General features: G+C 48.2%; 15 protein-coding genes. 3 read left to right on the forward strand and 12 right to left on the reverse strand.

The window, feature by feature from the left end; translation table 11 throughout:
• Positions 1 to 60 precede the first annotated feature (60 nt).
• Both K9N75_RS13210 and K9N75_RS13215 read right to left on the reverse strand, forming a co-directional pair.
• Positions 61 to 708 (reverse strand): DsbA family protein, encoded by a 648-nt coding sequence (locus K9N75_RS13210; protein ID WP_008813780.1) that lies wholly within the window; start codon positions 706 to 708, stop codon positions 61 to 63.
• A gap of 170 nt (positions 709 to 878) precedes the next feature.
• Entirely contained in the window at positions 879 to 2,114 is a 1,236-nt protein-coding gene (locus K9N75_RS13215; protein WP_008813781.1) for an MFS transporter, read from the reverse strand.
• A 303-nt stretch (positions 2,115 to 2,417) separates the two neighbouring features.
• Between K9N75_RS13215 and K9N75_RS13220 the strand changes: the two genes are divergently transcribed.
• Complete coding sequence (locus tag K9N75_RS13220) at positions 2,418 to 3,266, forward strand: DUF817 domain-containing protein (RefSeq protein WP_064573608.1); 849 nt, start codon at positions 2,418 to 2,420, stop codon at positions 3,264 to 3,266.
• A 77-nt stretch (positions 3,267 to 3,343) separates the two neighbouring features.
• On the opposite strand, the gene gntU is transcribed toward K9N75_RS13220, so the two are convergent.
• From gntU to araD, 3 genes are all read right to left on the reverse strand, one after another.
• On the reverse strand, positions 3,344 to 4,681 hold the full coding sequence (gene gntU, locus K9N75_RS13225) for a gluconate transporter (protein WP_224451723.1): 1,338 nt from the start codon (positions 4,679 to 4,681) through the stop codon (positions 3,344 to 3,346).
• Positions 4,682 to 4,685: 4 nt separating this feature from the next.
• The gene (gene gntK / locus K9N75_RS13230) at positions 4,686 to 5,222 is read right to left on the reverse strand and encodes a gluconokinase (RefSeq protein ID WP_020303706.1); all 537 of its coding nucleotides are present in this window, start codon (positions 5,220 to 5,222) and stop codon (positions 4,686 to 4,688) included.
• Between the two features lie 363 nt (positions 5,223 to 5,585).
• Complete coding sequence (gene araD, locus K9N75_RS13235; RefSeq protein WP_008813785.1) at positions 5,586 to 6,281, reverse strand: L-ribulose-5-phosphate 4-epimerase; 696 nt, start codon at positions 6,279 to 6,281, stop codon at positions 5,586 to 5,588.
• Between the two features lie 370 nt (positions 6,282 to 6,651).
• Here araD and osmB point away from each other — a divergent pair, with 370 nt between their 5' ends.
• Positions 6,652 to 6,870 carry an osmotically-inducible lipoprotein OsmB gene (gene osmB, locus K9N75_RS13240; RefSeq protein WP_004092957.1) on the forward strand — a complete coding sequence of 73 codons (219 nt, stop codon included), beginning with the start codon at positions 6,652 to 6,654 and terminating at the stop codon, positions 6,868 to 6,870.
• 74 nt (positions 6,871 to 6,944) lie between these two features.
• Here the strand turns inward: osmB and yciH are convergent, their stop codons facing one another.
• The 5 genes from yciH to pgpB all read right to left on the reverse strand — a co-directional run bounded on the left by yciH (position 6,945) and on the right by pgpB (position 10,608).
• Positions 6,945 to 7,271 (reverse strand): stress response translation initiation inhibitor YciH, encoded by a 327-nt coding sequence (gene yciH, locus K9N75_RS13245; protein WP_004092956.1) that lies wholly within the window; start codon positions 7,269 to 7,271, stop codon positions 6,945 to 6,947.
• Between the two features lie 12 nt (positions 7,272 to 7,283).
• Positions 7,284 to 8,009, reverse strand: coding sequence for an orotidine-5'-phosphate decarboxylase (pyrF, locus tag K9N75_RS13250; protein ID WP_039186372.1), 726 nt, complete (start codon positions 8,007 to 8,009; stop codon positions 7,284 to 7,286).
• Between the two features lie 100 nt (positions 8,010 to 8,109).
• Positions 8,110 to 9,279 (reverse strand): lipopolysaccharide assembly protein LapB, encoded by a 1,170-nt coding sequence (lapB, locus tag K9N75_RS13255; protein ID WP_224451724.1) that lies wholly within the window; start codon positions 9,277 to 9,279, stop codon positions 8,110 to 8,112.
• A gap of 5 nt (positions 9,280 to 9,284) precedes the next feature.
• Complete coding sequence (locus K9N75_RS13260) at positions 9,285 to 9,590, reverse strand: LapA family protein (protein ID WP_004092950.1); 306 nt, start codon at positions 9,588 to 9,590, stop codon at positions 9,285 to 9,287.
• A gap of 253 nt (positions 9,591 to 9,843) precedes the next feature.
• A complete protein-coding gene (gene pgpB / locus K9N75_RS13265; RefSeq protein WP_096080714.1) occupies positions 9,844 to 10,608 on the reverse strand; it encodes a phosphatidylglycerophosphatase B in 765 nt (254 codons plus the stop codon).
• Positions 10,609 to 10,895: 287 nt separating this feature from the next.
• Here pgpB and ribA point away from each other — a divergent pair, with 287 nt between their 5' ends.
• On the forward strand, positions 10,896 to 11,483 hold the full coding sequence (gene ribA, locus K9N75_RS13270) for a GTP cyclohydrolase II (RefSeq protein ID WP_008813790.1): 588 nt from the start codon (positions 10,896 to 10,898) through the stop codon (positions 11,481 to 11,483).
• Positions 11,484 to 11,561: 78 nt separating this feature from the next.
• Here the strand turns inward: ribA and ptsG are convergent, their stop codons facing one another.
• Together ptsG and K9N75_RS13280 are read right to left on the reverse strand one after the other, a co-directional pair.
• On the reverse strand, positions 11,562 to 12,995 hold the full coding sequence (gene ptsG, locus K9N75_RS13275; RefSeq protein ID WP_224451725.1) for a PTS glucose transporter subunit IIBC: 1,434 nt from the start codon (positions 12,993 to 12,995) through the stop codon (positions 11,562 to 11,564).
• Positions 12,996 to 13,321: 326 nt separating this feature from the next.
• Positions 13,322 to 14,110 carry a metal-dependent hydrolase gene (locus K9N75_RS13280; RefSeq protein WP_008813792.1) on the reverse strand — a complete coding sequence of 263 codons (789 nt, stop codon included), beginning with the start codon at positions 14,108 to 14,110 and terminating at the stop codon, positions 13,322 to 13,324.
• Between the last annotated feature and the right edge of the window lie 35 nt (positions 14,111 to 14,145).

Raw genomic sequence — 14,145 nt, forward strand, 5'->3', positions numbered from 1 at the left:
CAGTCCTGTAAGCCCTCAAACTGACCTTACAGGACTGAGATAACCGCAGAACAGCCTGACTCAAAGCTCTTCGAATCGCAGCAGTTCCGCCTTCAGTTCCTCATAAGATGTGAAGAGCTTACCTGAAGGCAGTAAACGCTCTCCCTGGGCACCAACCACGACCAGAGCAGGAACACCCTTCACATTATGTCGGTCCAATAAACGCTGAGTATCACGCAAACAATGCTCATAGCGGCGTAATAATGCTTCTGTTGGTCGAGAAACGGCCAAGGCTTCTGTTTCAAACCCCTCACGTTCTAGGATTTCAACCACTCCCTTACTGCTGGAATTATCTAAGCCCTCAACATAACGTGCTCGCTGTAACGTTTTCAACACGGCGAAAACGCGCTCAGGCTCGCTGAGTTCGGCGGCTATCAATGCTAACGTGGCAGAGAAAGAATCAAACACGCCACCTTGATTCAGCACATTTTCACGATAGTCTTCACTAAATACTTGTCCAGTTGCCGATTCAATACGCATATCATTTTGCCACGCATATTGAGCAAACTCGGGTGTCAACTCTCGAGCGCCTTCGCGAGCAAACAAACCTGTCGGGCGGAAAGTGACGTGAAAATCGGGATCGTCTATCAGTTGGCTAATTCTTGGCGACGCGCCATAACACCAGCCACAAAGGGGATCAAAAAGGTAAACAAGTTCTCGGGTCTTCATTCGGACTCCTTGATGTTGTTCAGCTCATAGCACCATGGGTACTGCAATAGCTATTATGGATGCTTGTGATGCAGCCAATATTCGACATGCGAATAATTTATAGTCTGGCTCAAAATCATAGAGTTGCCACCTGCTGCCAGAATTCGCCGTCGTTTAATCCATAAATAACGTTAAAGTTCGATGCTACGGATACTTTTATTTCGTCGCGATTTTTTAGGTTTAATGTCAGGATCTGAGTAGTAAGACCACAGAAACAACAGTATCCCCCCAGCGGCGAGGCCTGCACCTACCCAACCTGTCGAAGACCAGCCAAATCCTGCAGCAATGCTTACACCGCCCAACCATGCGCCTAACGCGTTGGCAATATTAAACGCCGAATGATTCAACGCCGCAGCCAACGTTTGAGCATCTTCCGCAACATCCATTAAGCGCGTTTGCAAGGCAGGCACCAACGCAAAGCTACCGCCGGTGAGCAGCACAACCAGCACCGTTGCCCAGGCAATGTCAGCGACCCAATAGAAAGTGGTGAGGATAACCACATTCCAGATCAACACGCCGACTATGGTGCCCATCAGTGAACGATCTGCCAGACGCGAACCGAAGATATTGCCTAAAATCATACCGACGCCAAAAATAATCAGCACTAAAGGCACGCTAGATGGCGACATTCCCGTTTGATGAATCAGTGTCGGCGCGATGTAGCTAAACACCGCAAATAGTCCCCCCGATCCAACAGCGGCAATACCTAGCGTGAGCCAGACTTGCTTACGCTTCAAAGCCCCCAATTCACGCAGCGGGCTCGCCCCTTCCTCCACGCGATCTTTCGGCAACCACAGCATAACCAGAAGCGCGGTCAGAGCACCGATAACCCCAACCATCACAAAAGCCGCTCGCCATCCCATCAGTTGACCAATCCATGTTGCAAGCGGTGAGCCTAATAATGTTGCCAGCGTCAGCCCAAGCATGACCCGCCCTACGGCTTTAGCTCTCTGCCCGACGCCTGCCATCGAAGCCGCCACCAGCGACGCCACACCAAAATACGCACCATGCGGTAACCCACTAATAAAACGGAACACCATCAGGTTGCCATAGCTAGAACTCAGCGCGCTGGCAATATTCCCCACGGCGAAGAGCACCATTAACAGCAACAGCAGCGTTCTACGCGACAGACGCGCCGCGAGCGTAGCGATGACTGGCGCACCAATCACCACTCCCAGAGCGTAAATACTGATGACGTGTCCGGCCTGAGGGATCGAAATCGCCAGATCTTTGGCGACATTAGGCAACAATCCCATAATGGCAAATTCGCCGGTGCCGATCCCGAAACCGCCAACGGCCAATGCAATTTCAGCGCCGCGGCGATGCGCCACCGGTGATGGTGTCGGTGGCAATGATGATGTTGACATATCGGCCCCTGATATCAGAAAAATATTCGTGTCACCGTTCATGACAGAAATAGTGATTTAGGTCACATTATAAATAAGGTGAGCAGAATACCGAAGCTACCTATTAGCTTCTACTATTTTGTTAATTTTTCGTTGAATTTGCGGTTCTGTGTTGTTGTGGTCGATGTGCCTGCGATGGCAGGTAGTGCAGCTTAATTCTGAATTACGTTATTAAGCTGAGTATCTCGCGAGAGTCCCATGACGTAGCAATATGGTCAGGTTAAGATTTCTCCCCTAAAAATGGCCAATGATATAAGGACATCCATGTCGCCATTCTCGTTACTCGATCAACATTTGCTCCGCCAGCGAAATGCGCCTGAGCTCACCGGAATACGTCGATTCTGTACTGAATTTTGGTATTTTGGACTGAAAGAAGCGCGCGCCTGTCTATTTGTCGGCCTATTTTTTATCGCCGTTTTCTCTGTGCCACGCGCTGGTTTTCTCCATATTGCTCGCTACGATCTCTTATTTATTATCGCTATTTTTATTCAGCTATGGATGGTCGCCAGTAAGTTAGAAACCTGGGATGAGCTAAAAGCGATCACTCTTTTTCACATGGTAGGATTTGCGCTCGAGGTATTTAAAACGTCCGGTAGCATACAGTCATGGAGCTATCCCGATTTTGCTTATACCAAACTGTTTGGTGTTCCTCTGTTTGCCGGTTTTATGTATGCCTCGGTAGGTAGCTTTATCATTCAGTCATGGCGCCTATTCGATCTGAAAGTTCGTCACCACCCGCCCTATTTTTACAGCACCTGCGTTGCGATACTGATCTATATAAACTTCTTCACTCATCACTATATCGGTGACTATCGCTGGTACATTACGGCTTTTATATTAGGCATTTATGCTCGTAGCACGGTGATTTTCACACCTTACGATCGCGAACGTAAAATGCCACTGCTGTTGGCCTTTATTCTCATTGGATTTTTCATTTGGCTAGCGGAAAACATCAGCACTTTCTTTGGGATCTGGAAATATCCTAATCAATTAGGTGCATGGTCGGCCGTACACGTCGGCAAATGGAGTTCATGGGCGCTGCTCGTTATCATGACGTTTACGATTACCACCTTTCTGAAAAATATTAAGCGACGTATCCATATCGCCCAGTAGCCCATGATTCGAAGCAGATACCAGAGACAAAAAAGCCCACGGCGTTTCCCCCGTGGGCTTTTATCAAAATCTGACCATTAGAACAGCGTAAAGGCCATCATCCCGACAATACCGCCCACGGTTCCCAAAATGGTCTCCATCACGGTCCATGTTTTTAGCGTTTGCAGTTCGTTGGCTCCGGTAAATTTCCCGAATAGCCAGAAACCGGCATCGTTCACATGGCTAAGCACAATTGACCCACCAGCGATACAAATCGCCAATGCCGCCAGTTGTCCCCCGTTTAACCCTAGTTGAGCAGTGACTGGCAAAACCAATCCCACGGTCGTTAAACATGCCACAGTGGCAGAACCTTGGATCACACGCACTGCGGCAGATAATACAAAACAGGCAACTGCGATTGGCAAACCCGCGCTAATCAGCGCATCCCCCAGCGCAGGGCCTACGCCTGAATCGACTAGGATCTGCTTAAATACACCGCCCGCACCGGTCATCAGCAATATGATCCCCGCCGGCTGAATGGCTGCCGAGCAAATAGACATGATCTGTTCTTTGCTCATGCCGCGTGGCTTTGCCAGTCCGTAGATGACAATGAGGCAGGCAATCAGAATCGCGGTAAATGGATGGCCGATAAATTCTAACCAATCATACAAAGAGGTATTCGGTGTAACAAATCGCGCTCCAATGGTTTTCATCCCGACTAACACCAGCGGACATAGCACCAGTATCAGGCTAAGACCAAACGACGGCATATTGGACTTATCCAGTACTGGCGCATTCTCTTCCTCTGGCATTGGCCAGCTAACATGTTTGCTAATGAAGTTACCAAACAATGGACCCGCTAGCAGCATCCCCAAAATAGCAGCCACTAAACCGATAGCAATCATCCAGCCAAAATCCGCATTCATCTGAGCCGCCAGCAACATCGGTACGGGGCCAGGCAACAAGAACGCAGCAGCGCTGGCCACGCCAGCAAACAGTGGGATCGCCATTTTGACAACGTTACCGTTAGTGCGACGCGCTACGGCAAAGACCACGCCAATCAGCAATACAATGGCGACATCGAAAAACAGCGGTAGTGCACAGACTAAACCCGCAATCCCTAGCGCATAGTGAGCGCGTTTTTCGCCAAAGCTTTTCAGCAGATGAGCGGCGATTTGATCCAGCGCCCCTGTTTCATGCAGAATTTTGCCAAACATTGCGCCTAGCGCGACAACGATAGTCAGGAAGCCAAGGGTGCCCCCCATACCATCCTGCATAGCCTGAGTAATTTTGCTCAATGGCATGCCTGAGAAAATACCAGCACCAATAGAGACCAGCATCAGTGCCACAAAAGCATGCAATCGTGCTTTCATGACTAAAAAGAGTAATAGCAATACAGAGCCGACAGCGGTGCCGACGAGAGTCATGGTATCCACAGATTTATTCCTGAATCGAACGTTGTTGGATGTGTTTCAACGTGTCAGCAATGACCGCGTCGAGTGGCTGATTGATATCAATGGCGCAAACATCCTGTTCATCCGCGTTAGGCACTTCCAGTGCTTCAAACTGAGAAACCAGCATTTGAGGTTTGAAGAAGTGTCCCTTACGGGCCTTCATACGTGATTCGATGAGATCGAAATCGCCATCCATATAGATAAATGAGAGGTTAGCGTTACCTTCACGCAGTCGGTCGCGGTAACGTTTTTTCAGTGCAGAGCAGACAATTACGGATACATCGTTGGTGCGCTGCATGGCAAATGCAGCGTCGTTCAAAGCACTCAGCCACGGAGCACGGTCTTCATCATTCAGCGCATGACCTTCGGACATTTTATTAATGTTGCTACGCGGGTGTAGAAAATCGCCATCTAGGAAACCACACGACAATTTTTGAGCCACTGCGCTTGCGACAGCAGATTTGCCGCTGCCAGATACGCCCATCACGACATACACATGGTGAGGTTTTAGTGTGTTTTTCATAGATTGGCTCCAGACATTGAATGGTTGGTTGGCGCCGAATAACTATTCTTCGCCAATGTTACCGGTAATTGTTATCGGTAACATTGTCAGCGGCTTTACATAAACTTGCAATGTGAGCCAGCGCACAAAACCTTCTTGTGTGATCTATATCTCATAATTAATTAGCATCAAAACAATCACCATGAGAATAGATAACAGAAATGTAACAGTTATTGATGCACTGACAGGCTTGAGCTAAATTGCCTTTAGCCCCAACTTTGTTGATGGGAGTTATTATTTCTATATAAAATCAGTTAGTTAATCGATTATGAGAGCATAAAAAAAGAGCGCTTATGCGCTCTTTTTGCTAACGATAGACTGCCACTACTGCCCATAATATGCATTCGCTCCATGTTTGCGTAAGTAATGCTTGTCGAGCAGTTCTTGCTGCATATCCGACAGCTGTGGGCTAAGCTGACGCGTAAAAATAGCCATATACGCCACCTCCTCCAATACCACAGCATTATGCACTGCGTCTAACGCATCCTTACCCCAAGCAAATGGCCCATGTGAATGAACGAGCACAGCAGGCATCTGATCGGGATCTAGATGAGATTGCTGGAAAGTTTCAATTATCACCTGACCTGTCTTCCACTCATAATCATGCTGAATCTCTGACTCAGTCATTAAGCGTGTGCAGGGAATGTTGCCATAGTAATAATCAGCATGTGTTGTTCCCCAAGCGGGAATGTCCAAACCAGCCTGTGACCAAATCGTCGCGTGCCGCGAGTGCGTATGCACAATTCCGCCAATATGAGGGAATGCCAAATAAAGCCCGCGATGAGTTTCGGTGTCTGACGATGGTTTCCATTTACCTTCCACCACTTCACCGGAAACGATATCGACCACGACCATATCATCAATACCCATTCCTTCGTAATCCACCCCTGATGGTTTGATGACCATCAGTCCACTTGCGCGATCAACCCCACTTACGTTGCCCCAAGTGAAAGTGACCAGACCATATTTTGGCAACGCCAGATTGGCCGCCAGCACCTGTTGTTTCAATTGTTCCAGCATGAGTTATCTCCCGCGTTAATAACCTTATTGTCTAGAACACCATCCGGTTCGGGTATGGGAGAACTGGCTACAAAGCGCGAGTGAATTAGCTGAATAAGAAAACGTGGGAACATCGACAGTCGTGGTTCTTAGCACGATAAGCTAAAAGGCAGTGATTCAAAATAAGAATATTTACCTATTAGGAATTTAGCAAATGAATATACTGAGCCGCACTTGTGACATGCTGTTATGCAGAATTATATTTTGCAAAAAACGATTTTTGCGAGCACTACCCATGGGGCAACCTATATGCAGCAGCTAATTTCTCGCACAAATCATGTCCTATACTTATAGAGAAATATAATCGTCAGAAACTTAAAAGGAGTAAGTGATGAATACCACTATGAAACGTTTTGCAGCGGCAGCACTGGCAGTGACGCTGGTTGCTTCTCTAAGTGCCTGCTCTAACTGGTCTAAGCGTGACCGTAACACCGCAATCGGCGCAGGCGCAGGTGCTTTGGGCGGTGCCGTTCTTACCGATGGCAGCGCGCTCGGTACCGTGGGCGGCGCAGCTGTTGGCGGAATTATCGGCCATCAGGTTGGTAAATAATATGCCACGGGCTGAGAATCATCTCAGCCCGTATAAAACAACATGGATGAGTGAGATCTACTTTGAGGTAATGCTTAGCCACCAGCCAATTTGACTTTATGCCCTTTGGCTTCCAACAGTTGCTTAAGTAAGTCTCGTTTATCCCCCTGAATTTCAATCACGCCCTCTTTCACCGCGCCACCGCAGCCACATTTTTTCTTCAGTTCAGCAGCCAGCTTTTGCAATTCGGCGTCATCAATATCTAAACCCGTAATCAGACATACCCCTTTGCCTTTTCGCCCACTGGTTTGCCGTTGAATTCGGACAATACCGTCCCCTTTCGGGCGTACCACTGGTACTTTTTCTTCATCGATTCGGCCAGTATCCGTTGAATAAACTAGTCTGCTGTTCTTGTCCTGCATAGAACTTCCTGCTTAAGCTAAAGAATTTAAAATGGAGCGCAATGTTTCTGCTGGCGTCGCAGATTGGGTAATAGGACGGCCAATCACCATATAGTCAACGCCCGCTTGAACCGCCTCAACCGGCGTCATAATTCTACGTTGATCGCCTGCTGCACTGCCTTCGGGACGGATCCCCGGTGTTACCAGTTTGAAATCTTTACCGCAGCTATTTTTTAAACGCGTTGCCTCATGAGCTGAACACACAACCCCATCGAGTCCACAGGCTTTAGTGAGTTTAGCCAGACGTTCAGCGTAATCAGCGGGTGATTGTTCAATGCCAATGCCACGCAAATCTTCCGCTTCCATGCTCGTCAAAACGGTAACGGCGATCAACAGCGGTGCATCTTTGCCGAAGGGAACCAGTGCCTCACGCGCTGCACTCATCATACGAGCTCCGCCACTGGCATGGACATTCACCATCCATACACCTAATTCAGCCGCAGCCGCAACTGCATGCGCAGCCGTATTAGGAATATCGTGAAACTTCAGGTCGAGAAAGATTTCAAATCCACGTTGTTGTAGCTCGCTAACCAACTGAGGGCCATACAGAGTGAACATCTCTTTGCCCACTTTTAGGCGACAGTCACGCGGATCGATATTATCGACAAACGCCAAAGCGGCATTTTTATCTGCATAATCAAGAGCAACTAGGATCGGTGACGAGGTAGCGTTTGCCTGAGATGGCGTAGAAATGGACATGGCAACTCCCTGAAGCTGGCGGTAAATGAAATAAGGCCTTTATCAGGGAGGGCATTGTACACAGCGTTAGACCGTGTGCCTAGCGCAGAGAGGCGCTAAATTACTGCCCATCAAGTCCGCGAATCGGTTTGATGGTTGCCCATGCGCGACACGACGGACAATGCCAATACATCGTATGGGCAGTAAACCCACATTTCATGCAGCGGTAGCGCGGCTTAGTGCGAATTTGCTCGCCAACCATATCTCGCAGCAATTGCAGGCTCTCTTTCGCTCGGCCCTCTTCGGCTTCCGCCAAATGGTAATCCATCAAGCGATAGAAGGTGCGCATAGTTGGATGCCGCTGTAATTGACGTCCAACGTAAACCTGTGCCGCCTCAATGCCTTCATTTTGCTCCAAGACCTCGGCCAACATAAGTTCAGCCGCAGCGCCCGTATTTTCCTCTACACAGCGACGTAAAAAAGCCACCCATTGCTCGGGCTGATTGAGCTGTTGATAGCAATCATGCATCATAGGCAAGACTTCGCTGACCAGATCCTTGTCCTGGTCTAAAACCTGAGACAACGCTTCGACCGCCTTGGCGGGTTCATCTTTGGCAATATAGATCCTACCGAGCATCACAGACACGCGCGCACAATTTTTATCTGCTGAGGCGGCCTTTTTTAGCAGCGCCAGGCCTCGTTCTAAATCATCGCTCCCCATCGCCTGCAGCGAAAGCTCGCAGTAAAAATGTGCAATTTCGATGCGCTGCTGATCTTTGCCCTGCTTAACCAACTTCTCAGCCACGTCTATCGCTTTTTGCCAATCGCTAGTGGCTTGGTAGATAATTAATAATTGCTGTAACGCCGAGACCTTAAAGTCTTGCTCATCGACCAACTGATTAAACATTTCTTCAGCGCGATCATAAAGCCCCGCGGCCATATAGTCGCGCCCAAGCTGCTGAACAGCCAACAAACGCTGATCAAAAGTCAAAGAAGCACTCTCCATCAGAGCCTGATGGATTCGAATAGCGCGGTCAACTTCGCCACGCGAGCGGAATAAGTTACCTAACGTAAGATGCGCTTCGACCGTATTGCTGTCCTCTTTAAGCATATCGAGGAACAGGTCAACCGCTTTGTCCTGCTGGTTAGAAAGCAGAAAATTTACCCCTGCCACGTATTCACGCGAAAGGCGGCTGGCTTCCTGCTGCTTATCCTGCTGAGCACTTCTGCGTCCCATATACCAGCCATAGGCGGCAGCAACGGGAAGAAGCAGAAACAGCAGCTCTAACATAGTCTCTATTCCTTCAGCGTCGCGGGAGGCGCCAGATTATCAGGCTCCGCAGGCGCAGCTTGCTGTTCTAAGCGGCGAATTTTACGCTCGGCACGAACCAACCCCAAACGGACGCGTATATAAAATAAGCCGCAGATAATCCAACCCAGAATGAACCCACCCGCGAACAGCGTCGCAAGTAGCGTAGAAAGGCGGTATTCACCTTGGGCGATCAAATAATTGAACGCAACAGTCTGATCGTTATGCGCACCTAACGTGACGGAAAGCACAAAAACAGCCAAGATGATCAAAAAAATTAGCAGATATTTCACATTTCTTCCTGTAAATCAGGTTAACCGGATGAATTATGCCAAAGAAAACAGCACCCGAATGCTTAAATTATCATTTAGTTATATCGTAGGGGAACCCCACGCAGCACTAAAACCCTGTTTCAGTACTCCCAGATCTCATTATGTCTCATGCAATTCACTTTTGAGATTCAAAGGTATCCCAGTCAAACAACCAGTATATAGATATGAGAACTATATGGGGGTTATCCCCTAAAACTTCAAGTTTTCCTTGAAGTTACTCGTCTTCAGTGCGTTGTTTTATCTCTTGAGATTCCGGTGCACTAATATCTAAAGAACCGCAAAATCGTTGTACCAGCGCGCACGATATCGTCACTAATACCCAGCTAATTAAGGTTGCGACAATCAAGTCCTGCGGCCAGTGCATCCCTAGCACTAAACGACTTCCCATCACACTAATAGCCCAAATGCTGATCACCAACGTCGAAATGTATCGACGTCGTGGAAGCAACAACCCAAACGCGAGCAAAGCCCACGTTGCAACAAACATAGTGTGCCCTGAAGGAAACGCAAAACCGGTTTCAAATGCCCAATGGCCTTTTAACCACTGTGGGATACGCGTTTCATTCTGTAGTTGTTCAGTCACCAAATCACCGCGAGCACCACGTTTGAGGCTATAAAATGCCTTCACATCAACATTGTGTTCACCTTCCAACCACATGACATAAGGACGAGGCTCTTGCACCCAATTTTTAATTGTCGATTTTATTTGTTGTCCCACAACAACAGTTATTGTCAGTATAATAAATAAGATAACCGTTGCTTTGATCCGAAAGCGTAAACACCACAGAAACCATCCTGCCAATACGATGCTAGTGAGCGCCCCCCACGGCGAGGTCACCGTTTCTGTCATCGCAAACAGCGCTTTGAGAATGTAATCAGTCCCCCCTGGCTGCCAGTGCCAGCCGCTCATCCAGACGGTCACGGGCATGGCGAGTAACACAATCAGACCTACCGTGGTACGCTTTGCAATCTGTAACATCAATTAATCCTTTCTTTCTATTGAATATTCAGTGTAGCAATACCATATCAATGAAGCCTATCAGGAAATATCACGCGGTGTTTTATTGAACGCTTAGAACAAAAAAGACGCGGTCATCACCGAAAACTGCTGTATCGCCAATAGTTGTGGCAAAATAGGCGTCATATTAAAGATTCGGTTTTTCCGGATTTACTTCGGTTGTGCCTGCACTCACCTGCATCGGCAGCACACAATAACCGGTGTCCATAATGGGCAGTATCTAAAAAGATGTAGTTGTGGAGATCAACATGCAGCTTAAACGAGTGGCTGAAGCAAAATTGCCGACACCTTGGGGTGACTTTTTGATGGTCGGCTTCGAAGAAATTGCTACCGGCCATGATCATCTAGCCTTAGTCTATGGTGATGTGTCTGGCGCAACACCCGTGCTTTCGCGCGTACATTCAGAATGTTTAACCGGCGACGCACTCTTCAGCTTGCGCTGTGATTGTGGTTTTCAGTTAGAAGCTGCACTTGAGCACATTGCAGAAGAAGGTCGGGGTATTTTGCTGTACCACCGCCAAGAAGGTAGAAACATCGGACTGCTGAACAAAATCCGCGCGTACGCTTTACAAGATAAGGGCGCAGACACGGTGGAAGCAAACCATCAACTTGGCTTCGCTGCTGATGAGCGCGACTTCACCTTATGTGCGGATATGTTCAAACTCTTAGGGGTAGATCAGGTTCGGTTACTGACAAATAACCCGAAAAAAGTTGAGATTCTGACCGAAGCGGGCATTAACATCACCGAGCGCGTTCCTCTTATTGTTGGCCGTAATCCGAAAAACGAGCGTTATCTATCGACTAAAGCCGCTAAAATGGGTCATCTGCTCGATTAATTCCGCATCACACCATTATACCGACAAAAGAAAGGAGGCCATGGCCTCCTTTCTTTTTCTTCATAGTCCAATCACGGATTAGTGATTACGCATGTATTCGTCCATATCCGTTTTTAAGTTATCTGATTTGGTACCAAAAATAGCCTGTACGCCTGAACCAGCTACCACAACGCCTGCGGCACCTAATTTCTTCAAACCAGCCTGATCCACTTTCGCCACATCCGCTACGCTCACACGTAGACGAGTGATACACGCATCCAGGTTAGTAATATTGTCTTTGCCCCCAAACGCAGCCACTAACGCCGCAGACATTTCGTCACTGCTCTGGGCCTTCTGTTCTGAAGACGAATCTTCACGGCCAGGTGTTTTCAAGTTCAGTTTGGTTATTAGCACGCGGAAAATAACGTAGTACACCAAACCGTAAGCAATCCCCACAATAGGGAACAACCAAATTTTGCTGCTGTGACCACTTTGTAAAATAAAGTCGATCAGCCCAGGAGAGAATGTCGTGCCATCACGCATTCCCAACATGATGCAAATAGGGAACGCCAGACCGGCCAAAATAGCATGAATAGCATACAAAATTGGGGCAACAAACATGAACGAGAACTCGATCGGCTCGGTGATCCCCGTCAGGAAAGAGGTCAACGCCGCCGAGATCATAATCCCGCCGACTTTAGCGCGGTTTTCTGGCTTAGCAGAATGCCAAATCGCAATCGCCGCTGCCGGCAGACCGTACATTTTGAACAAGAAGCCACCAGACAGTTTACCTGCTGTTGGATCACCCGCGATATAGCGAGGAATATCGCCGTGGAACACCTGACCGGCCGCATCAGTAAACGAACCCACTTGGAATTGGAATGGGACGTTCCAGATGTGGTGCAAGCCGAAAGGTACTAACGCACGTTCAACGGGGCCATAAATACCAAATGCTACTTTTGGATTTTGATAGGCCGCCCACTGGGAGAACCACTGAATGGCCGAACCCACCGGTGGCCAAATAAAGGCCAAGGCAATACCGAACGCAATAGCAGTTAGGCCTGAAATGATCGGAACAAAACGTTTCCCCGCGAAGAAGCCCAAATAGTCAGGCAGCTTAATGCGGTAGAAGCGGTTAAACATATAGGCTGCGATAGAACCTGCAATGATCCCCCCCAGCACACCGGTATCGGCTAAATGCTTTTCGGCAATCTCAGCAGCCGGAATATGCAATACCAGCGGTGCAATAACGGCCATGGTTTTCACCATGATGCCATACGCAACCACTGCAGCCAGCGCAGAAACGCCGTCGTTATTGGTAAAGCCAAGTGCGACACCAATTGCAAAAATCAACGGCATATTGGCGAATACCGAACCACCGGCTTCAGCCATCACGTGCGAGACTACTGCGGGTAGCCAAGTGAAGTTGGCCGAGCCGATACCCAGCAGAATGCCTGCAACGGGCAAAACGGACACCGGCAGCATTAGCGACTTACCTACTTTTTGCAGGTTTGCGAATGCGTTTTTAAACATAGTTGAGAGTGCTCCTGAATAAAATAGTGCTCTTTTATTAGCGCGTTCGCGTATACCCGAGAATCACGCCACGCGCAGGAAGAGAACCTGAACGCAGTAGAAGTGTCGTTGCACTTCCTTAATTTTTACACAGGGTAAAATAAATACCCTCTAATGTGTATGATGGTTGTCACGCTTCAGCAAATACAGAGATCTAAATAACACTTTTGGTATTTAATCGTTAAAAAAATCACCACTGTGATGCGTATCAAACCTTTGAAAAGCTATTTTCGACCAGAAAGATACGCGTTTGAATGATTAATTACGAGCTATAAAATAAATAGATATTATCCACGTTGCGGCAAAGCCACTCCAAACAGGCTAACAAAGTTATCTGTCGTTTGTTGCGCTAAAGCCTCTGGCGTCATTCCTTTTAGCACCGCAAGATATTCAGCGACGTCACGCACATAAGCGGGCTGATTCTCTTTACCACGATGTGGAACAGGAGCCAGATAGGGAGAATCGGTCTCAACCAGCATTCGGTCAATCGGTACGTAGCGGGCAACTTCACGCAACGCATCGGCGTTACGAAAAGTCACAATGCCAGAGAATGAAATGTAAAAACCCATATCCAACAGTTGGCGAGCCGTGTCCTGATCTTCAGTGAAACAGTGCAAGACGCCACCACATTCATGCACCTGCTCTTCTCGCAAAATGTCTAATGTGTCCTGACGCGCATCTCGCGTATGAACAATCACCGGCTTATGCAACTCACGGCCGATGCGGATATGCTGGCGAAATGACTCTTGTTGCAAAGGAATATTGTCTTTCTGATAGAAGTAATCCAGACCCGTTTCGCCCATGGCAACCACGTCTGGCGCGCTAGCAAGCTGACGCAGCTCGGCATAATCATAGCCGCCATCCAGATTGAGTGGATGTACACCACAGGAAAATGCAACATTATCGCGCTGACCAATTTGCTTGCGCATCGCCAGATATCCCGGCAGCGTCGTTGCTACCGCCAATACAAAACCCACATCACGAGCTTTTGCATCGGCTAAAACGCTATCGACGCTTTTGTGCAGGTTTTCGTAGTCCAGTCCATCTAGATGGCAATGGGAATCAACTAAATACATAATTTATAACCTGATAAAATAGCTAGCCGTGCAGC

The organism is Hafnia paralvei, assembly GCF_020150375.1.
Classification (GTDB): domain Bacteria; phylum Pseudomonadota; class Gammaproteobacteria; order Enterobacterales; family Enterobacteriaceae; genus Hafnia; species Hafnia paralvei.